Annotated in this window: 36 protein-coding genes; all 36 read left to right on the top strand. The window is 41.9% G+C overall.

What is annotated here, in order from left to right; genetic code table 11:
• The first annotated feature begins 314 nt into the window (after positions 1 to 314).
• Positions 315 to 470: a hypothetical protein gene (locus tag ACTQ50_RS09005; protein WP_171030219.1), complete on the top strand. Its 156-nt coding sequence runs from the start codon at positions 315 to 317 to the stop codon at positions 468 to 470.
• Between the two features lie 83 nt (positions 471 to 553).
• Positions 554 to 718, top strand: coding sequence for a hypothetical protein (locus tag ACTQ50_RS09000; protein WP_171030218.1), 165 nt, complete (start codon positions 554 to 556; stop codon positions 716 to 718).
• Positions 706 to 867, top strand: a complete 162-nt coding sequence (locus ACTQ50_RS08995) for a hypothetical protein (protein ID WP_237963349.1) — start codon at positions 706 to 708, stop codon at positions 865 to 867. Before ACTQ50_RS09000 ends, ACTQ50_RS08995 begins: the two co-directional genes overlap by 13 nt.
• A 297-nt stretch (positions 868 to 1,164) precedes the next feature.
• Complete coding sequence (locus tag ACTQ50_RS08990; RefSeq protein ID WP_237963348.1) at positions 1,165 to 1,362, top strand: hypothetical protein; 198 nt, start codon at positions 1,165 to 1,167, stop codon at positions 1,360 to 1,362.
• Positions 1,359 to 1,718 carry a hypothetical protein gene (locus ACTQ50_RS08985; RefSeq protein ID WP_441483919.1) on the top strand — a complete coding sequence of 120 codons (360 nt, stop codon included), beginning with the start codon at positions 1,359 to 1,361 and terminating at the stop codon, positions 1,716 to 1,718. Before ACTQ50_RS08990 ends, ACTQ50_RS08985 begins: the two co-directional genes overlap by 4 nt.
• A 4-nt stretch (positions 1,719 to 1,722) precedes the next feature.
• Positions 1,723 to 2,028 carry a hypothetical protein gene (locus tag ACTQ50_RS08980; protein ID WP_441483918.1) on the top strand — a complete coding sequence of 102 codons (306 nt, stop codon included), beginning with the start codon at positions 1,723 to 1,725 and terminating at the stop codon, positions 2,026 to 2,028.
• On the top strand, positions 2,025 to 2,291 hold the full coding sequence (locus tag ACTQ50_RS08975; RefSeq protein ID WP_173735125.1) for a hypothetical protein: 267 nt from the start codon (positions 2,025 to 2,027) through the stop codon (positions 2,289 to 2,291). Before ACTQ50_RS08980 ends, ACTQ50_RS08975 begins: the two co-directional genes overlap by 4 nt.
• Positions 2,288 to 2,680, top strand: coding sequence for a hypothetical protein (locus ACTQ50_RS08970; protein ID WP_441483917.1), 393 nt, complete (start codon positions 2,288 to 2,290; stop codon positions 2,678 to 2,680). The genes ACTQ50_RS08975 and ACTQ50_RS08970 overlap by 4 nt, the downstream gene beginning before the upstream one ends.
• Positions 2,681 to 2,684: 4 nt before the next feature.
• Positions 2,685 to 3,134, top strand: coding sequence for a hypothetical protein (locus tag ACTQ50_RS08965; protein ID WP_441483916.1), 450 nt, complete (start codon positions 2,685 to 2,687; stop codon positions 3,132 to 3,134).
• A gap of 1 nt (position 3,135) precedes the next feature.
• Positions 3,136 to 3,372, top strand: coding sequence for a hypothetical protein (locus ACTQ50_RS08960; RefSeq protein WP_441483915.1), 237 nt, complete (start codon positions 3,136 to 3,138; stop codon positions 3,370 to 3,372).
• A 4-nt stretch (positions 3,373 to 3,376) separates the two neighbouring features.
• Complete coding sequence (locus tag ACTQ50_RS08955) at positions 3,377 to 4,123, top strand: hypothetical protein (RefSeq protein ID WP_441483914.1); 747 nt, start codon at positions 3,377 to 3,379, stop codon at positions 4,121 to 4,123.
• A 1-nt stretch (position 4,124) separates the two neighbouring features.
• Positions 4,125 to 4,301 carry a hypothetical protein gene (locus tag ACTQ50_RS08950; RefSeq protein ID WP_441483913.1) on the top strand — a complete coding sequence of 59 codons (177 nt, stop codon included), beginning with the start codon at positions 4,125 to 4,127 and terminating at the stop codon, positions 4,299 to 4,301.
• A 6-nt stretch (positions 4,302 to 4,307) separates the two neighbouring features.
• The gene (locus tag ACTQ50_RS08945; RefSeq protein WP_441483912.1) at positions 4,308 to 4,511 is read left to right on the top strand and encodes a hypothetical protein; all 204 of its coding nucleotides are present in this window, start codon (positions 4,308 to 4,310) and stop codon (positions 4,509 to 4,511) included.
• Positions 4,512 to 4,520: 9 nt separating this feature from the next.
• Positions 4,521 to 4,841, top strand: a complete 321-nt coding sequence (locus ACTQ50_RS08940) for a DUF968 domain-containing protein (RefSeq protein WP_441483911.1) — start codon at positions 4,521 to 4,523, stop codon at positions 4,839 to 4,841.
• Positions 4,842 to 4,917: 76 nt separating this feature from the next.
• Positions 4,918 to 5,439: a hypothetical protein gene (locus tag ACTQ50_RS08935; RefSeq protein ID WP_441483910.1), complete on the top strand. Its 522-nt coding sequence runs from the start codon at positions 4,918 to 4,920 to the stop codon at positions 5,437 to 5,439.
• Positions 5,420 to 5,749 (top strand): hypothetical protein, encoded by a 330-nt coding sequence (locus tag ACTQ50_RS08930; protein WP_441483909.1) that lies wholly within the window; start codon positions 5,420 to 5,422, stop codon positions 5,747 to 5,749. The genes ACTQ50_RS08935 and ACTQ50_RS08930 overlap by 20 nt, the downstream gene beginning before the upstream one ends.
• Entirely contained in the window at positions 5,739 to 6,083 is a 345-nt protein-coding gene (locus ACTQ50_RS08925; RefSeq protein ID WP_441483908.1) for a hypothetical protein, read from the top strand. Before ACTQ50_RS08930 ends, ACTQ50_RS08925 begins: the two co-directional genes overlap by 11 nt.
• Positions 6,080 to 6,337, top strand: a complete 258-nt coding sequence (locus ACTQ50_RS08920; RefSeq protein WP_441483907.1) for a helix-turn-helix domain-containing protein — start codon at positions 6,080 to 6,082, stop codon at positions 6,335 to 6,337. The genes ACTQ50_RS08925 and ACTQ50_RS08920 overlap by 4 nt, the downstream gene beginning before the upstream one ends.
• An 88-nt stretch (positions 6,338 to 6,425) precedes the next feature.
• Complete coding sequence (locus ACTQ50_RS08915) at positions 6,426 to 6,707, top strand: hypothetical protein (protein WP_178643665.1); 282 nt, start codon at positions 6,426 to 6,428, stop codon at positions 6,705 to 6,707.
• Positions 6,708 to 6,785: 78 nt separating this feature from the next.
• Entirely contained in the window at positions 6,786 to 6,971 is a 186-nt protein-coding gene (locus ACTQ50_RS08910) for a hypothetical protein (RefSeq protein ID WP_178643663.1), read from the top strand.
• Between the two features lie 18 nt (positions 6,972 to 6,989).
• A complete protein-coding gene (locus ACTQ50_RS08905) occupies positions 6,990 to 7,319 on the top strand; it encodes a DUF4313 domain-containing protein (RefSeq protein WP_178643661.1) in 330 nt (109 codons plus the stop codon).
• Between the two features lies 1 nt (position 7,320).
• On the top strand, positions 7,321 to 8,232 hold the full coding sequence (locus ACTQ50_RS08900) for a hypothetical protein (protein WP_441483906.1): 912 nt from the start codon (positions 7,321 to 7,323) through the stop codon (positions 8,230 to 8,232).
• Positions 8,232 to 8,483, top strand: coding sequence for a hypothetical protein (locus ACTQ50_RS08895; RefSeq protein WP_418423084.1), 252 nt, complete (start codon positions 8,232 to 8,234; stop codon positions 8,481 to 8,483). Before ACTQ50_RS08900 ends, ACTQ50_RS08895 begins: the two co-directional genes overlap by 1 nt.
• Entirely contained in the window at positions 8,446 to 8,766 is a 321-nt protein-coding gene (locus ACTQ50_RS08890; RefSeq protein WP_441483905.1) for a hypothetical protein, read from the top strand. The genes ACTQ50_RS08895 and ACTQ50_RS08890 overlap by 38 nt, the downstream gene beginning before the upstream one ends.
• Positions 8,763 to 9,014 carry a hypothetical protein gene (locus ACTQ50_RS08885; RefSeq protein WP_118608243.1) on the top strand — a complete coding sequence of 84 codons (252 nt, stop codon included), beginning with the start codon at positions 8,763 to 8,765 and terminating at the stop codon, positions 9,012 to 9,014. The genes ACTQ50_RS08890 and ACTQ50_RS08885 overlap by 4 nt, the downstream gene beginning before the upstream one ends.
• On the top strand, positions 9,011 to 9,685 hold the full coding sequence (locus ACTQ50_RS08880; protein WP_441483904.1) for a hypothetical protein: 675 nt from the start codon (positions 9,011 to 9,013) through the stop codon (positions 9,683 to 9,685). The genes ACTQ50_RS08885 and ACTQ50_RS08880 overlap by 4 nt, the downstream gene beginning before the upstream one ends.
• A 12-nt stretch (positions 9,686 to 9,697) precedes the next feature.
• Positions 9,698 to 10,858, top strand: coding sequence for an SUMF1/EgtB/PvdO family nonheme iron enzyme (locus ACTQ50_RS08875; protein ID WP_441483903.1), 1,161 nt, complete (start codon positions 9,698 to 9,700; stop codon positions 10,856 to 10,858).
• Between the two features lie 54 nt (positions 10,859 to 10,912).
• Positions 10,913 to 12,268 carry a ParB/RepB/Spo0J family partition protein gene (locus tag ACTQ50_RS08870; protein ID WP_138343326.1) on the top strand — a complete coding sequence of 452 codons (1,356 nt, stop codon included), beginning with the start codon at positions 10,913 to 10,915 and terminating at the stop codon, positions 12,266 to 12,268.
• Positions 12,265 to 12,747 carry a hypothetical protein gene (locus tag ACTQ50_RS08865; RefSeq protein WP_441483902.1) on the top strand — a complete coding sequence of 161 codons (483 nt, stop codon included), beginning with the start codon at positions 12,265 to 12,267 and terminating at the stop codon, positions 12,745 to 12,747. The genes ACTQ50_RS08870 and ACTQ50_RS08865 overlap by 4 nt, the downstream gene beginning before the upstream one ends.
• Entirely contained in the window at positions 12,728 to 13,168 is a 441-nt protein-coding gene (locus ACTQ50_RS08860; RefSeq protein WP_441483901.1) for a hypothetical protein, read from the top strand. Before ACTQ50_RS08865 ends, ACTQ50_RS08860 begins: the two co-directional genes overlap by 20 nt.
• Positions 13,165 to 13,404: a hypothetical protein gene (locus ACTQ50_RS08855; RefSeq protein ID WP_178643641.1), complete on the top strand. Its 240-nt coding sequence runs from the start codon at positions 13,165 to 13,167 to the stop codon at positions 13,402 to 13,404. The genes ACTQ50_RS08860 and ACTQ50_RS08855 overlap by 4 nt, the downstream gene beginning before the upstream one ends.
• Before the next feature lie 2 nt (positions 13,405 to 13,406).
• On the top strand, positions 13,407 to 13,637 hold the full coding sequence (locus ACTQ50_RS08850; RefSeq protein ID WP_441483900.1) for a hypothetical protein: 231 nt from the start codon (positions 13,407 to 13,409) through the stop codon (positions 13,635 to 13,637).
• Positions 13,638 to 13,654: 17 nt separating this feature from the next.
• Positions 13,655 to 13,873, top strand: a complete 219-nt coding sequence (locus ACTQ50_RS08845; protein WP_441483899.1) for a hypothetical protein — start codon at positions 13,655 to 13,657, stop codon at positions 13,871 to 13,873.
• 3 nt (positions 13,874 to 13,876) lie between these two features.
• Positions 13,877 to 14,116 carry a hypothetical protein gene (locus ACTQ50_RS08840; RefSeq protein ID WP_118608251.1) on the top strand — a complete coding sequence of 80 codons (240 nt, stop codon included), beginning with the start codon at positions 13,877 to 13,879 and terminating at the stop codon, positions 14,114 to 14,116.
• A 417-nt stretch (positions 14,117 to 14,533) separates the two neighbouring features.
• Complete coding sequence (locus tag ACTQ50_RS08835; protein ID WP_441483898.1) at positions 14,534 to 15,289, top strand: leucine-rich repeat protein; 756 nt, start codon at positions 14,534 to 14,536, stop codon at positions 15,287 to 15,289.
• Positions 15,211 to 15,396: IS66 family insertion sequence element accessory protein TnpA (gene tnpA, locus ACTQ50_RS08830; protein WP_441483897.1), on the top strand; the 186-nt coding region annotated here is incomplete at its 3' end. The genes ACTQ50_RS08835 and tnpA, both read left to right, overlap by 79 nt.

Below are 15,396 nucleotides of genomic sequence, written 5' to 3'. Positions count from 1 at the left end.
ATATTATAATAAAAAACGTGTGACATTGTCCCATCAATGTCACGAAACCGTCACGTCACTATTACTCTATATCTATTTCTGTATCTAAATCTTTTTCTATCTTTTTATTTTATTCTCACTATTAACTATCAAATGTTGCAGTTGCGAAAATAATTTGCATAAAAAGAGCAAAACTATTGACAAATACGCAAGTGCGAGTTATAATATATACATAATCAAACAAAACACAAGAACCAAACAGGTAGGTGTTATTTTTTTACCCAAATAGTTCGCAAGTGCGAGAATGATTAAATAATCTGAAAGGAGAACACCAGTTGGCAAAAAGAAAGAAACCGGAAGACAAAGAAAAAGAACTGCTTGAGAAACGACTTCTTAAAATCCAGTTTTACGAGAGCCTGACCAGCATCGTAGTTGCCATAGTAACAATGCTCTTAGCAGTTGTTACGGCGATCTTAAATTGGATTAAGTAAATCGAACCAAACAGTTCCTTGGTAGCAGGGGAGCGGTAACTCCCCTTGGCTATCAAGTCTACCATATAGGAGGACAGAAAGCAATGAAAAAGCTGAGAAGATTTTTGACAGTGTTGCTGTTTATCAATTTTTCATGGGGGATGGCAACTGGGATGGAGCCGTTAAACTTCTGGTTGGTAATGGCAAATGGTACAGCAGTGATCGGCCTGGCAGTAGATGAGATGGAGGAAAGAAGATGGAAACACTGATGAAGAAAGCAAAAGATATGATCGAGAAATTGGATTTTGATGGTTGCGTGAAGTTATTCAATCAGCTTCCGAAAGGGAATCCGATGATCGACCTGGTGTTTGACAGAATGGAAAGCCTTGATCCAGAAAGATTTGAGGAGTGGTTATAGAGAGGAGAGGGAACATGTAAAGACCAGAATTCTTAAATACCGTTACAATCGGTGACACAAGAAGAAAATACAGAGAAAATCAGAAATCACTTGACAATATGATGCTCCTGGTTTCCTCAGGAACCATCCAGGAAGTATTTAACGGAGATAACGAATGGGTTTTCAATCAGGTAATGACAGAGGCTATTCTCCAGCAGGAATACATCAGAGAGCGAGAAAGAGCTAACTGGGGATGGAACAGAGGTGTTGTTGATTTCAGCAAGCAGGGAAGTTGCATTTTATAGAGAGGATGAAAAGATGGCTTTACAGAGAAATTATTACCGGGATCGTTGGAACGAAAAGAAGGTATGGGAAGTTGTAAAACTGGTTGGTGGCTATTATCTCCGGCAGTATATCAGCGGTCAACAGGTAGGAAGAGGGATGAAGACATCGAAGAAATTTATCAAGAGCATCGGTGTTTTTGAATTTGAAGAAGTAGGAGGAATTGCAGGATGAAATGGGATGTTAAACACGACAGAGCAAAGAAGGTAATTGATCGGTTCCTGGATAACGCAGGATACTGGCAGGAGTCAGAAGACCTGGTTGCAGGTCTGACGGATGAAGAAAAGGAACTGGTAAATGCGGAAGTCGAGCTGATGATCGCATCCATCAGAAAGCGTTACAAATTGCAGGAGCGTTTGCCAGAGCAGGCAGCTGAAGCAGAAAAGCCAGCAGAGAAAGCGGTAGAGGAAGCAGTAGAAGAACCGGTTAAAAAGCCAAGAGCAAGAAAGCCGAAGACAGAGAATGCGATACAAGAGAAGCCGGCGGCAAAGAGAACAAGGACCAAGAAAACAGAAAAGAAGGAAGCGTAAGGGCATGGGAAAAACAATCAGATGGAGCATGAAAGACCAGGCTGGTTGCGTACAGAGAGGGCAGATGCCCCTCTCTCAGCTTCCTGGAATCCTTCGAGATTTTGAGAATAGCGCAGCGGAAACACTGAGAAGAACCGGAGCCGACCACGTGCTTTATGCAGTGAAGATATACAACACAGAGGATGAGCTGACAGCGGTGCAGTTTTATATGAATCCGATGTCAGACGAGGAGTTTTCAAAGGTGGCCGGCAAGGGGCGAGGAACTATGGTATATGCGTTGCATAGCAGAAAGGTAAAGGTGGCAGGATGAAAAAGAAAATTGAAGAGTTGTTTCGACTGGCAATGAAAGCCCAGGAGAAAACAAGTGCATTCGTATCATTCGAGACATCAAATCATGGATGGGGATGTGTAGTAATGATTATGGATGACGGCTTCGAGGTAAATCATGGATATGATGGATGGTACGAAATGGATATGTTTTATTCGGATGAAAAATCAGAGGAACAGTACCAGAAAGCAAAAGAACATTTAATCAGATTACTAAGAAAAAAGAGAAAGGTGGCAACAGCATGAATACGGTAGCAAAGCTGACACAGAAGCAGATTGAAAAACTTGCAGTGGAGATCCGGACGTTTCTCCTGGAACACGATATGTGGGTGGACACTCAGATTTATTTCAATGGAAAATGCTTCGACACACACGACAAGGAGACAGGCGAATTTTATTACAATGATCCGGAACATCTGGTTGTGAGAGAAAACGAGGACCCAAGAAGATATTTTGAGAATGTGGCAGAAGATCATATCCTCAGCATGGCTTTTGAAGGCACCGTTTGTCATATGCTCTGGTACGGTACAAACCCAGGAATCAAGAAAAAGTTCGACAGAATCTTTGAGAAGAAAGGACTTTACTACGAGTTCGGGGACCATTGGAATTTTACTTGTTATTACATAGGAGAGTGAGAAGATGGCATATTCAGATATTCAGCAGACAGAGTTTAATAGAGCAACGGAAAATCTGATTGAGATTACATGGACATATGTTAATCTGCAGAAAGAATTTCCAAAGCTGAACGAAACAGACAGCATGGGTTGGAAGCAAATGTTTGTGGTTTGGGCCAATGAGTTTGAAGAAAACTACGGGCGAACCGATTGGGATAAGTCGGAGAAAACATACCAGGAAGCCATTGAAGAATTTGCAAAGGAGAAGATTTTTCAATGGGTAGGAATCAGGAAGTACATCTGCATAGGCCGACACATCGAAGGAATAACGCTGAACCCTTATGAGTGGTTGATGGAAAAAGGCCGGAAGGTAAAGCTGTTTGAAAACGAGGTAGAAGCAAAGGCATATTTGAGAACTAATGGCTATAGCGATGAAGACTTGGAATTTTTAAAATTTGAGGAGGTTTGGCACTGATATGGTAGAGAGAATTGAGGACACCTGCATTAGAATCCGTTCAGAAATGAATGAATGGATGGATTGCATTTTCATTGTGAGTGAAGAAGATGCTGTGAGAGCAGAGAAAGTTCTGCAGGAAGCATGGGATAGTTACTGGGAAGACGGTGATGGCTGGTGTTATGGAAACTATCTGGAAGATAAGTTGATTAATGCTGGCATTGCATTTGATGTGTACTATTCGGACACTGAGGGGTGAAAACATGGCAGAATACAAAGAAATATCAAGTGGGTTGAAAATGCTTCTTAGCAAAGCAGAGAAAATGGGCTGGAACTGGGATACATATATTGAACCGGATAATAGAAGGACATATGTTGAAATCGGGCAGGCATCTCCGGCAGGAGAAGACTTTTCGATGATAATTAATTTCAAAGAAAAGGATCAGGCAAAGAGCTTCAAGGAAAATCTGCAGATGTATTATGAAGACTTCGATGTGGATGAACACATAGAGATGTGGATTGAAGCAAGGCACAATGGCATAAGCGGCGTTCCATCGACCAGAGAGCTAGTAAAAGATGCAGAAGCTATTGAAAATATGATACTGGAGTTATGTGAGGCGTTAAGCCAGGTGCGACTTCCGTTGCTGATCGGAAGTTATTCACCGGAAAATGGAAGCAAGCCAGAGATAATCGACAGGGATTATTACCGGCAAGGATGGATATTCAAGGATGAAGATGCTTTTCAGAACAGGCCAGACGATGTTTGCTATATTCCGGAATTGTCGGACGAAAAGTATACAAGGAACGACATACTGAAAATACTTGCCGGAGATGAAGAATTGGCCGAGACAATGTTCGAGGAACTGGATTGGCAGCATCCAGAAAGTTTGCTGGAAGACTGGAAAGCAAATGGTGAAATTGCTTGGTGTCCGCATTGCGCAGGATATGTTCAGACTTATGATGAAGAGATTGAAAAGTGCCCGGTATGCGGCACGGAATTGGAGGATTAAGATGGATGATATTATCTTAAAAATAACGGCAGAAATCGTGATTACACAAGAAGATGTAGACGATATCATGTCAACTGCGTTAGACAGTTCAACGTTGCAGTGTTGGTGTTCAGAAGTCAACGTAGTAGGGAGGTATCTTGGAGAATATGCCAGCGAGCAGATCAGCAGAGGCGGCTAGTTGGAATTGTATGAAATTGAGGAGGAAACATATCGCTCCCTGACGTTAGAAAATTTTAAGGCAGGGTTGCTGAAATACTTTTCAGAAGACTATATGCCAGTTGCAAGACGGTATGATGGAACCTGGGGAGTTGATCCAGGAATGATTGATGAAATTGCAGCAGACGAAATTATCCAATACGCATTGTTTGAAGAAATTGTATATAGCTGAGGTAAGAGAATGAGCAAAGGAATTGTGACAGAATATCCGGAAATCTGCATTTTCTGCGGAAGACAGGCAGAAGCAGAACACCATTTAATCTTTGGAACTGCAGGTAGAGAACTTAGTGAAAAGGATGGCTTGAAAATCCCAGTTTGCAATAATTGTCATAACATGGGACAGAAGCTCTGCAGAATCCACGAAAATCCAATGGCTGAGAGATTATCAAAAATGCTCGGACAGGCTATTTGGGAAAAAGAGTGGATTTTTGCCAATAGCCAGCAGGAATCAAGAAAAGCCAGGGAAGCATTCCGGAAGAGATACGGAAGATCATATTTATAGGAGGCGAGAGTATGGGAGCTATATTAATGTTACTGTTTTTGTTATACGTTGGGTACAGAAAGTGAGGAAAAGAACTGTGAACGATCAGGAAATTTTGGAAGCATTAAAAAAATCAGTAGCAATGCCGCCGGTCCTTTGCATGAACGAAAGAAGCGTGTTGTTTGTTGATTATGTGGATGGACATGGCGAGGCAAAAACCCAGGTAAATAATTGGTTCCGTTGCCCTTGCTGCAGTAGCATTGTGGGAGAGAGAAGAATTGTGGCTGAAAGAGTAGTCGATCAGAGAAAGAAACCCTACTGTGAGAAATGTGGCCAGAAGATAAAATGGACTGTAGGAGAGGAAGAACAGAGCAGACTTGTTACTGTAAATACTCCAGACACAGAGTACACAGTGCTGGCAAAACGGATTGACGATGGAAGATATGTACAGCTTGGAGGAGTATTTGGAAACGAACTACTTTGTAGAAAACGCTTCGAGGAAAAGGTGAGAAACCGGGAAATTTTCTACGGAATTGATTTAAGCACCGCAGTATTTGCAAAGAGAGAGACATTGACAGAAGAATGGGAGGCAATGGGAAATGTTGATCTGGAGATGTAAGAAGTGCGGGTGGATCGGAAGAGACTCCGACCTGGGTTTGCATTATGGAAACGATGAGTTGTATTGTCCACGTTGCAAGGAGATAGATGATATTTCAGAAGTTGAATTTTCTAGTTGCTTCAATAGCCAAGAACTTGAAAAGTTGTGGCAGTTTTTTGGAGAAATCCCCATTGACGATGAAGATGCAATTCTGGAAGAGTTCTTGGGATTTTCAGAAGGAACGGACAGAATAGAAATCTGGCACTGGTTTGATGAGAATTATCCGGAAGGTGTAGCCGTCTTGATGAATGGAGGAAGACATGGTAATTGAAAGAAGTATAATAAGAAAAGTCGGAGAGTACAACAATATTGCTATCTGTGATGAGAGAACAGTGAAAATCGAGTTGACAGAGGCAGAGATTGAAGAAGCGTACCGGATCAGGGAGAGAGAATACCTGGAAGAGGATATAAAGAATGCAATTGAAGAGTTCTGCGATTATTGGGGGATTCCTAAAGGCATTGCTGGAGGCTTAAATGACAATCCGGATATTATCTGCAAGATCGCAAGTTTGTATGAAAAGAATCAGGACACAAATGTAGCATCTGCTGATACGATGAAAGAAGTGGTAAAACAGGTTTTGAAAAAGGAAGGAGTTTGGAAATGAGCAGGGTAGTTTATCCGGCAAGGGAAACCGTAACGGAGATCAGAGGCGAAGGTGCGGCAGAGATCATCAATAAAATGATGGAGAAGGAAGGAATGACGCAGATCCAGCTGGCTCAGAAAATGGGAATCACCAGACAGAGAGTGAGCAGATTGATTTCTGGGAATATGAGATATGAGAATTTCGTTAGGATTGTCAATGCTGCTGGGTATGATGTGAAAATCGAAAAACGCAAGTGCGAGAAAAACTTGAAATAAAAGAGCAAAACTATTGACAAATACGCAAGTGCGAGTTATAATATATACATAATCAAACAACAAATAAAACATCTTGGAGGTAGAGATTATGTATAACATGAACGATTACAGAGCAGCATTAGCAGCAAGAGACGAGAAAGAACTTTTTTCAGAGGAATGGAATGCTGGACAGGCAAAAGTTCAGGCCATCGTAGCTGTTATGATTGCAACCGGCAGCAAGGAAATGGTAATGGAAATCAGAGATGAGCTTTATAGCATGAACGATAGCGGAGTAAGTTTTTACGATCATGCAGTACAGTTTGACTTATGGTTGCTTGAAAGCAATGGATATGCGAAAGTAGCAGATGAAATCAAGAATCTGGAATGGTAGGTGTTATTTTTTTACCCACAATGCTCGCAAGTGCGAGAAATAAAAAATGAAGACTCGCAGATGAAGGAGGGAGAATGAATGAGCTATCAGAGAAAGACAAAGGATCGGTGGGACATAATGACAAACTGGGGATATGGCTGGGAATGTGAGAACAGCGAATATACCAGAGCTGATGCAAAGAGAAGCCTCAAGGAGTACAGAGAGAATCTTGCAGGAAGAGCAGATGTAAGGATGGAAAAGCACAGAGAGCCGATCACAGCATAATTTTAGGAGAAATATAGCATGGCATTATTAGAGGTTAAGACAAGATACGCAACATATACAGATTGTACATTAAGAGTAGGACAGTATCAGATGGATGGCAGTATCGCAGTTGAAATCATCAGCAGAAGAGAGGGACCGGTTGCAAGAATTACCGTTTGCCTGTGTGATCCAACTTTAGCAGAGAACGAGGCATATGTGGACACAAATAATTGCCCTTGGGTAGTGAATTTCCTGGAGACGAAAGGACTGGCAAAATCGACAGGAAGAATGAGACGTAGCGGATATTGCACTTATCCGGCAATGAAATTTGACAGAGAGAAAATGGAAGAGTTTGAGGGAGGGTGCTGAAATGGAAAGATTATATTGCACAATTAACGAAGAGCAGGCCAGAATCGCACACGATATGATGTCCATGAGCGATTACAAGGTAGGCAGTAAGACCGAAGAATACAGAGGGTATGTCGATAAAGTCTATGACTTGGCCGAGAAAGTTGCAGAAGCAAGACCGAGAGAAGCGGAAAGAGTTGAAGCATTGGCGAAGAGATATTCAAAGAGAATGGCTGAGTATATGAACCGGGAGAGTAATATCGGCTGCAGATGCCCTTCTGTTATGATTTCGGGAGCCGGCAATTTCCCAGTGAAGAAGAAAGAAAAACAGGTACAGGCCTGGGAGAAAAACCATCAGTTTTATGCTGAGACGCAGAAAATTCCGGATAAGATCAAGGGCATTTTGAGAGGAAAGGATATTATCAAGTCCTCAGATGAGGATGCCATAGAACGCCTGGAAGAGAAACTGGATGCTTTAAAAGAAAACCAGGAAAGAATGAGAGCTGTCAATAAAGCCATCCGTTTGAAGGACACCAAAAAGGGAGACGAGGAGCTTAAAATCCTGGGATATTCCGATGAGCAGATCCAGGAACTCAGAACACCGGATTTTATGGGAAGGGTTGGATTTCCAGCATACGCCCTGCAGAACAATAACGCAAATATCCATAGAGTAGAGGAAAGACTGAAAGGTCTGAGAGAAGTTAAAGGCAAGGGAACAAAAGAGACGGAATTTGAGCTGTTCAAGGTTGTTGAGAATGTGGAAGCTATGAGGCTACAGATCATCTTTGATGGAAAGCCGGAGGCAGATGTCAGAGCCGTTTTGAAAAAGCATGGCTTTAAATGGGCACCATCCCAGGGGGCATGGCAGAGAATGTTGAATCCGGCCGGCAAATACGCATTGAACCGAGTGAAAGAAGAACTGGAGGCTGTATAATGCCAGAACTTCTCACAGCAGAAATCGCCAATGAATACAGAATATTGGCAGAAAATCTTCCGGAAAATGGTAGGCAAGATACAGGCGAGAGAAGAGAACTGCGGCAGGAACTTCAAGGGAGGTGCGGACTATCAGAACTGCAGGCAATCAATATTTTGAATGGGTTTCATGTCAAAGACTACATAGCAATAAAAGAAAGGGAGTATGCAGAGAATGAGCGAAGAAAAGCAGAAAGAGATCAAGACACTTAAAGGATGGGAAGAAAGCGGGAAAAACCGGGATGATTTTTGCAAGCCTGGGGAGTTGGTGGACGAAGATGTCTACTGGTACTTCTTGAATATTTTGCCACCGAGAAATATGGGAGCAGGATATCTGCAGGTAGGAGAACCTTACGACAGTAGATTAAACCCGAAGACAGGAAAATATATGGCAACCTATTCTACATTCGTGAAAGTAGGGAATAAGGTATGGAAATATTGCGGAAATTGTTTTCCTGGAGAAAGCGCTGATATTGAAAGCGAGGACAAGAGATGATTGTTGGTTATTGCATCCTTAATGGGAAAAAGTGGGTCATGTTCGAGGACAAACAGTGCGCAGCTGGAGAAGTAAAGTTGACCGATGGATTCAAGGATAAGCTGATCCGTTGGAACAGCGATAAGCTGATCGGAATGGAAAGCATCAGCAAGGAAGAGATTGATTTGAGAAAAGTCGTGAAGCGCATGAGAGGAGCCAGGCCTTGGCATCCTCTTCTGCAGGCTTTGAGAAAGGAGCTGGAAGGATGAACGAAATTAAGATCACGCCGGAAGAAATCGGAAAGGCCGCAGAGCTTATCCGAAAAGTAGCAGAGGGAACAACGCAACCTGCAGAGCCGCTTACCAGTTGGGAAATCGCAAAAATTTTCCAGAGTACGCACACGAGAATTTTCAATCGGATTTCTCGGTTTTACAATGCAGAAGCGTCCGAAGACGAAAAGAAGGAGTTCGAGATTGCGTATAGACCGTATAGAAACCAGAGAAAACATCCAATCTGGAAACTGAGTGAAAAAGGCTGCCAGCTTTACATTGAAAAGATATGTGCCGAGGAAAAACGTAGTAAGGCTTTCGTGGAAGGACTTGGGAAATTTAATGATTTAATCGCACAGCATTTCCATGGAGTAAAAACGCAGGAAAATATCCTGATGAAGGGAAGATCCAGAACAGAGTGCAGTTACATAAAGAATCTGTTCGACCAGTTTATCGAAGGCCCGGCAATCGAGAATAGAGAAATCGAAGAGCTTGGGGCAAAATACGAAGAGTTTTATAAGGCAATGGGCGGGCTGAATGATGATGTAGTAGCCAAAAGAAAAGTAGAGGACTCGGTAATGGGAGTTGCAATCGAGGCAGAAATGCAGGGATTTATCTATGGATTCAAAGTATTTGAGATACTTTTGAATAGAGAATTAGCCACAGCATAGGAGGAAAAGAACATGGCAAAAGCAAAGTTTATGAATGGTGAGTTTTCAGCAAAGTTTAAAGGAAAGAGAAAATTCGTTGCAGAGCAGATGGAAGCAATTAAGGATTATGCGGCAAGAGATGATATGCAGATCAATATTTGTCCGGTAATCCAGGAGAGACCTTCCGGAAAAAAGAATACTGAGGAGCAGATCACACCAACCCATTTCATCAGCGGAAACCTGGAACACGCAGTAGTGGCAATTTACGACAATGCCGGCATCCCGTCATTCATGCACAGATTCCGCAAGGTGACAAATAAGGAGCTGTTCGGTGGAAGCGATAAAACAAATGCAGCGTTTATCATTGGAGATGAAGAATACGATGAAATTTACATTTCTGTCTATGAGAACTGCGAAATTAACGGAAAGCCTTATAGCCTGCCAATACAGAAGCCATGGACAGGAATTACCAATGATGAGGCGGCGAGAGCTTGTTTTTCAAAGGGAGAGGGATGGCATCTTATGACAAGAGCTGAATGGGGATTGCTTGCGAACCTCAGCTTGAAGAATGGTACTTTGCCACATGGCAACACAAACTATGGAAAGTATCATGCAAACCCGGAAGAACATGGAGAGTCAGCTGGAGAATCCGGAAAGACCAAAACCGGATCAGGACCGGCAACCTGGACACACGATCATACAGTAGAAGGCGTTCACGATTTGACCGGAAACGTATGGGAAATGGTAAGAGGCCTGAGAATAAAAGATGGACAGCTGGAGATGGCAAAGAATAACGATGCAGCATTGGACATCGATCTTACTCTTGAAGGAGATAACTGGGAACCGGTAAGAGATGATTCCGGAAGGTCTATTAGAGTAAGCGTTTCAGATGGCGGTATCAAATTCCTTGCTGAAAGTGATCACGAAGAGGGATACGATGGATGTAAATGGGAAGATGTTAATATCGATTGCGAGAGTGAAGCACTGAAAGAGCTGGCTCTGTATCCTGGAGAGCCGGAAGCCTACTGCTATATTGATAGCACTGAGGGAGAATATTTGCCGATCTGCGGGGGCTACTGGGGCAACACTTCCAATGCTGGCGTGTTCGGCGTGGGCCTGGGCGGCCCTCGGGCTTGCGCCCTCGGCCTCCTCGGTTTCCGCTCCGCTTATTTTAGAAAACTGAAAACTGAGTAACTGATATGGCGGCTGGAAAGCCGCCGTTCATATATGAGAATGAGGAGAAAAGCCATGGAAGAAAGAAGAGATATAGTTTATATCGGAATAGATCACATCCATACGCACCCGGAGAATCCAAGAAAGGATCTCGGAGATTTGACGGAGCTGGCAGAATCGATGAAAAAACAGGGGTGTTTACAGAATTTAACGGTTGTTCCGGTAGAAGAACAGCCTGGAGAGTATTATGCGTTGATTGGGAACCGCCGGCATGGAGCATCAAAGTTAGCAGGCCTGGAAGAATTGCCATGCAGGATCGCTGAAGGATTAAGCCGAAAAGAACAGTTGTCAATCATGCTGGAAGAAAATATGCAGCGCAGCGATTTGACAATTTATGAGCAGGCCCAGGGATTTCAGCTTATGCTTGATTTGGGAGATACCGAGGAACAAATTGCTGAGAAAACTGGATTCAGCAAGACTACCATTCGCCGTAGGTTAAATATTGCGAAGCTAAACCAGGATGAACTTAAAAAGAAGGAGCAGGATGAAAATTTTCAGTTAACGCTGAAGGATTTATACGAACTGGAAAAAGTGAAAGATATTAAGACGAGGGATAAAATTCTCAGAGAAGCAACCAGTTCAAGAGACTTGGTGAGCAGAGCGCAAGCAGCTGCAGCAGAAGCTAAACGAAATGAAAATGCAAAAAAACTGAAAGAGATGTTGAAGAAGAAAGGCATTAAGGCTGCCCCGAAGTCAGCAGAAAATGAAATTTGGAGCGGAAAATGGAATACTATTAAGGAGTATGAGTTAGACAAAGACGTTCCGGAGCAGATCAAACTTCCAAAGACAGAAGAAGAAAAATTTTTCTTAGTATATTATCGTAGCTTGAGAATTATTACAAAAATTCCAAAAGGAAAGAAAGAACTTTCACCTTGGGAAAAAGAGCAAAAGGAAAAGGATCAGGCAAAAAGGAAAATCAAAGCGATATTAAAAGAAAGCAGTGCCAGAAGAAAAGAATTTCTGGAGAATATTATTTCGGGGAAAATCAGCCCGGTTAAAGATGAATCTGAAGTAAAAGAAAAGATATGGGAAGCTATGATGGCACTTGGCAGTTACATTTATGCAAGCACAGTGCGAGATTTCTATTTGAAAAAGAGCTACTATGAATCTTCACCAGAAGAGAAAAAAGCAGCAGATGAGTCAGCGGGAAAACTTAGTTCCTTACATCAGATGATGATTATTTTGCACAATTCAATGAAAATTTGCAACGAACCGTATGATTACAACTTGGTCTTTAATAAAAACAAAGGAGACGCACTCTTGAAAGGATATGAGGTGTTTGAGCCGTATGGTTGGTATTTTGAAGATGAAAAGGAACGTCAGGTGCTGGATGGAACATCTGAACTGTACAGAAAGGAGAAGAAAGAGTGAGCAGAAGACCAGAGATAACAGCTACGTTGTCTCTGGCACTTGAAAAGAAAATCAATCCGTACAATGATCCCCGGATATATTGGGCTAAGGAAGTGACATTTGATTACTCCACAAACCATGCAGTCAGAGTTGATTATATGAGATATAAACCGGTTAATAATACGGTGTCCGGAATAGAAAAAGGAGACTTTTACTGTTATGAAGTGAAATCATCTGTAGAGGATTTTCGCTCGGGGCATGGCTTGAATTTCATCGGAGATTATAATTACCTGGTAATGCCGGAGAAGATTTACGCAACGATTTCATTGGAGGTCCCACACTACGTTGGTGTATATGTTTTGGATGGAACAGAATTAACCTGCATAAAGAAAGCCAAGAGACATGATCGGAGCAGACCAGTATCAGAAATGCTGCTTATGATGTTTAGATCAGCAGCAAGAGACAGGAGGCGGACATGCAGTGAAATTACGCAGGAATAATGAATATATGTTTCAAGTTGTAGAGTGCAATACTTATATGAAAAGAATTAAGGACGGAAAATATATCCGGCACTCTGAACAATACTCCGATGTTTATTACTATGTTGACGAAAATGCCGAAGAAAAGGAAAGAAAAGTAGAACCGGAAGAATGGGGCGGTAGCGATTTCGTAAAAACATATTACGAGGCAGTGGAGAAGAGATTTGTAGGCGTTGTCATAGGTATGAAGTTTATTACGCTGAAAGCAGAATTGTTTTGTGATAGTGCTTGCAGGCCAGATGGAGTAGAAGTTGATTTTGTAAACCGAAATGATATAGAGCAGAAAAAGGTTGCCATTGTAGCATATGGGTGTAATAAAACAAGGCTTGTTCCGTTGGAACAGTTAAAGATCATAAGGAAAGTAGAGGAAGGCGAGACATGAAAACAGGTAAATATGCGAAAGATGGAAGAGAGATGCAGGTGGGCGATGTTGTACACTTCAGATGCAAAAATCATCCGCTGAGCGGAAAAGGTGTAGTATTCATGGGAAAGGAAGTAGATGGCTTAGGAGAAGATCCGTTCCGCATCAGAGATACAAGAACCGGAAGAAATAATGGACGGATATACCCTTATTACGATGATGCAGTATATCGAATTGACGGAAGAGAGGGTGAGTAGTCATGGCAAAGCAGATGGTTTTGAACCGAAAGATGTACAAGGAAATTAAGAAAATGGACCACCAGGATATGTCCAACTACTTGTCGCGGTATTACATGAACGCATATAACCAGGGCAAGGAAGACTCCGAAGGATTGAAGGCAGATGAGCTAAGAGAAATCCTTTTGACAGTAAAGGGAATCGGACCAGCAAAGGCAGAGAACATTATGGAAGCAGTTGGAAAAGCCCTTTAAGAAAAGGGGTGAGGGAGATGTGGCAGCGAGGAGTCGAATGCGATGGCAAGTGCTATACTGATGAAGGAATATGTCCGAGAGCTGAGTGGTGCGATAAAACCAGGAAAGGTGAGTTCGCGGCAACAGCGCTGGCCGGATTTTTCTTTTTGGTGGTGCTGGTAATGCTTGCACCAGGAATGATCGCATTAAAATTGATGGACTGGGTATATGGAAAATTATATTGGAGGGAGAGTTGACAAATGGAAGAAAAGAAGGTATGGTTAGAAGTGCCAAGATTTACTGGCGAAAATGTACCGGTGAATGTAGCTGCAAGAGTAATGAAGAAAGATCCTCAGTTTGTGAGACAGGGAATCATCCAGGGATTACTCACATTTGGAGTAGCTTTCAAGAAAGACGGAAGTAGCCAGTATGATTATTACATATCACCTATGAAATTCTGGCAGGAAACGGGTTATGTTTATGACGGAATCGAGGTATAAAATTGGTCTGAGAAGTGCTGAAAAAGTACCAAAATTGGTGAATAGGAAACAAGTAGGTAACAAAATGTTCGATATGTCTTAATTTTGCGGGCTTTACCGTTTATGTAGAGGAAGCTGCTAAGGCTGGTAAGTTCTGATAATTGAATAAAAAGTTATATAATATTTAATAAAAACAAAGCACTTTCAACAAAAATGGGAGTGCTTTTGTTTTGCCACAAAGTTAACACAAAGGAATTCAAATAGTTGTTTTTAAATCTTCTGAATTTGCATTGCAGCAAGAGTAATGATAGGGTAGTTATGCAGGAAACTGTGTAAGTACCCTTTTTTTCACTTTTGGTGGAGTGACTTTTGTACTAGAGAGATTTACTATTATAGTACAGTTAATTTGATACTATAAGAGGTGGGAGGTCACAAAGTATGAAGAAGAAAATTTGGGCAGTATTGTTATCATCAGCAATAGCACTTTCTGGTGTGCCAGTGAGTGTATTAGCAGCGGAAGATGCTGCTATAGAAAATGATTTTTCCGATGGTCAGGAAGATTACGGTCTGGAATCAAATCGGGAAGATTTTCCTCAAGAAATAAGTGATAAAGAGTTTGATTTTACTTCAGACATAGATTCTTATGAAGGTAGTGTTTCAATTGATACTAATTCTATAAATAGCGGTAGCTGTGGTGATAATGTTACTTGGTCATTGTCTGGAAGTGTTGTCACTATTACAGGTAATGGTAAGATGAAGGATTTTTCATATGACGAAGTAAAACCCTGGAATGATGCAACTGAGGTAATTGTTGAAAATGGTGTTACTGGTATTGGAGAGTATGCGTTTCAAAATTGTCCAAAGTTACAAACTATTAAAATTCCAGCATCAGTTACTTTAATTGGAAGTATGGAAAGTTCAGATTATTTTCAAGGATGTATTGACGCATTTGATTATGACGGTGGCAGCTTGATTAATATAGAAGTAAGTGAAGATAATTCTATTTTTTCCGTAAGCGCCAAATATTCCTGCGGATTTTCTAATACTCTGATTTCCTCTATAATTGTAGGCGAAAGATATTTAAACTATTTCACTACAATTACGGAGGATAGGTTATGGCAACTACTCGCAAAGCCCGTGTTCCGATGGCGGAACAGATCAGGCTTATCAATGAATGCCGCCAAAGCGGTATGACAGATGCTGACTGGTGCCGTGAAAACGACATCGCAGTAAGCACTTTTTATAACTGGGTCAGCCGTTGCAGGAAAGCAGCAGCGGATCAGATCCCGGCACCGAATTAT

Origin of the sequence: Blautia sp. Sow4_E7, from assembly GCF_052116245.1 — a bacterium.
Lineage (GTDB): Bacteria > Bacillota > Clostridia > Lachnospirales > Lachnospiraceae > Blautia_A.
This window is presented reverse-complemented; position numbering and strand designations above follow the sequence as displayed.

What these genes read in the sequence shown, in the direction of transcription:
- ACTQ50_RS08980 (WP_441483918.1), top strand. Translation starts at nt 1,723, where the DNA reads ATGGGAAAAACAATCAGATGGAGCATGAAAGACCAGGCTGGTTGCGTA.
- ACTQ50_RS08990 (WP_237963348.1), top strand. Translation starts at nt 1,165, where the DNA reads ATGGCTTTACAGAGAAATTATTACCGGGATCGTTGGAACGAAAAGAAG.
- ACTQ50_RS09000 (WP_171030218.1), top strand. Translation starts at nt 554, where the DNA reads ATGAAAAAGCTGAGAAGATTTTTGACAGTGTTGCTGTTTATCAATTTT.
- ACTQ50_RS08915 (WP_178643665.1), top strand. Translation starts at nt 6,426, where the DNA reads ATGTATAACATGAACGATTACAGAGCAGCATTAGCAGCAAGAGACGAG.
- ACTQ50_RS08975 (WP_173735125.1), top strand. Translation starts at nt 2,025, where the DNA reads ATGAAAAAGAAAATTGAAGAGTTGTTTCGACTGGCAATGAAAGCCCAG.
- ACTQ50_RS08925 (WP_441483908.1), top strand. Translation starts at nt 5,739, where the DNA reads ATGGTAATTGAAAGAAGTATAATAAGAAAAGTCGGAGAGTACAACAAT.
- ACTQ50_RS08855 (WP_178643641.1), top strand. Translation starts at nt 13,165, where the DNA reads ATGAAAACAGGTAAATATGCGAAAGATGGAAGAGAGATGCAGGTGGGC.
- ACTQ50_RS08995 (WP_237963349.1), top strand. Translation starts at nt 706, where the DNA reads ATGGAAACACTGATGAAGAAAGCAAAAGATATGATCGAGAAATTGGAT.
- ACTQ50_RS08875 (WP_441483903.1), top strand. Translation starts at nt 9,698, where the DNA reads ATGGCAAAAGCAAAGTTTATGAATGGTGAGTTTTCAGCAAAGTTTAAA.
- ACTQ50_RS08920 (WP_441483907.1), top strand. Translation starts at nt 6,080, where the DNA reads ATGAGCAGGGTAGTTTATCCGGCAAGGGAAACCGTAACGGAGATCAGA.
- ACTQ50_RS08890 (WP_441483905.1), top strand. Translation starts at nt 8,446, where the DNA reads ATGAGCGAAGAAAAGCAGAAAGAGATCAAGACACTTAAAGGATGGGAA.
- ACTQ50_RS08895 (WP_418423084.1), top strand. Translation starts at nt 8,232, where the DNA reads ATGCCAGAACTTCTCACAGCAGAAATCGCCAATGAATACAGAATATTG.
- ACTQ50_RS08870 (WP_138343326.1), top strand. Translation starts at nt 10,913, where the DNA reads ATGGAAGAAAGAAGAGATATAGTTTATATCGGAATAGATCACATCCAT.
- ACTQ50_RS08845 (WP_441483899.1), top strand. Translation starts at nt 13,655, where the DNA reads ATGTGGCAGCGAGGAGTCGAATGCGATGGCAAGTGCTATACTGATGAA.
- ACTQ50_RS08965 (WP_441483916.1), top strand. Translation starts at nt 2,685, where the DNA reads ATGGCATATTCAGATATTCAGCAGACAGAGTTTAATAGAGCAACGGAA.
- ACTQ50_RS08970 (WP_441483917.1), top strand. Translation starts at nt 2,288, where the DNA reads ATGAATACGGTAGCAAAGCTGACACAGAAGCAGATTGAAAAACTTGCA.
- ACTQ50_RS08940 (WP_441483911.1), top strand. Translation starts at nt 4,521, where the DNA reads ATGAGCAAAGGAATTGTGACAGAATATCCGGAAATCTGCATTTTCTGC.
- ACTQ50_RS08910 (WP_178643663.1), top strand. Translation starts at nt 6,786, where the DNA reads ATGAGCTATCAGAGAAAGACAAAGGATCGGTGGGACATAATGACAAAC.
- ACTQ50_RS08885 (WP_118608243.1), top strand. Translation starts at nt 8,763, where the DNA reads ATGATTGTTGGTTATTGCATCCTTAATGGGAAAAAGTGGGTCATGTTC.
- ACTQ50_RS08985 (WP_441483919.1), top strand. Translation starts at nt 1,359, where the DNA reads ATGAAATGGGATGTTAAACACGACAGAGCAAAGAAGGTAATTGATCGG.
- ACTQ50_RS08905 (WP_178643661.1), top strand. Translation starts at nt 6,990, where the DNA reads ATGGCATTATTAGAGGTTAAGACAAGATACGCAACATATACAGATTGT.
- ACTQ50_RS08880 (WP_441483904.1), top strand. Translation starts at nt 9,011, where the DNA reads ATGAACGAAATTAAGATCACGCCGGAAGAAATCGGAAAGGCCGCAGAG.
- ACTQ50_RS08850 (WP_441483900.1), top strand. Translation starts at nt 13,407, where the DNA reads ATGGCAAAGCAGATGGTTTTGAACCGAAAGATGTACAAGGAAATTAAG.
- ACTQ50_RS08835 (WP_441483898.1), top strand. Translation starts at nt 14,534, where the DNA reads ATGAAGAAGAAAATTTGGGCAGTATTGTTATCATCAGCAATAGCACTT.
- ACTQ50_RS08955 (WP_441483914.1), top strand. Translation starts at nt 3,377, where the DNA reads ATGGCAGAATACAAAGAAATATCAAGTGGGTTGAAAATGCTTCTTAGC.
- ACTQ50_RS08930 (WP_441483909.1), top strand. Translation starts at nt 5,420, where the DNA reads ATGTTGATCTGGAGATGTAAGAAGTGCGGGTGGATCGGAAGAGACTCC.
- ACTQ50_RS08960 (WP_441483915.1), top strand. Translation starts at nt 3,136, where the DNA reads ATGGTAGAGAGAATTGAGGACACCTGCATTAGAATCCGTTCAGAAATG.
- ACTQ50_RS08950 (WP_441483913.1), top strand. Translation starts at nt 4,125, where the DNA reads ATGGATGATATTATCTTAAAAATAACGGCAGAAATCGTGATTACACAA.
- ACTQ50_RS08900 (WP_441483906.1), top strand. Translation starts at nt 7,321, where the DNA reads ATGGAAAGATTATATTGCACAATTAACGAAGAGCAGGCCAGAATCGCA.
- ACTQ50_RS08840 (WP_118608251.1), top strand. Translation starts at nt 13,877, where the DNA reads ATGGAAGAAAAGAAGGTATGGTTAGAAGTGCCAAGATTTACTGGCGAA.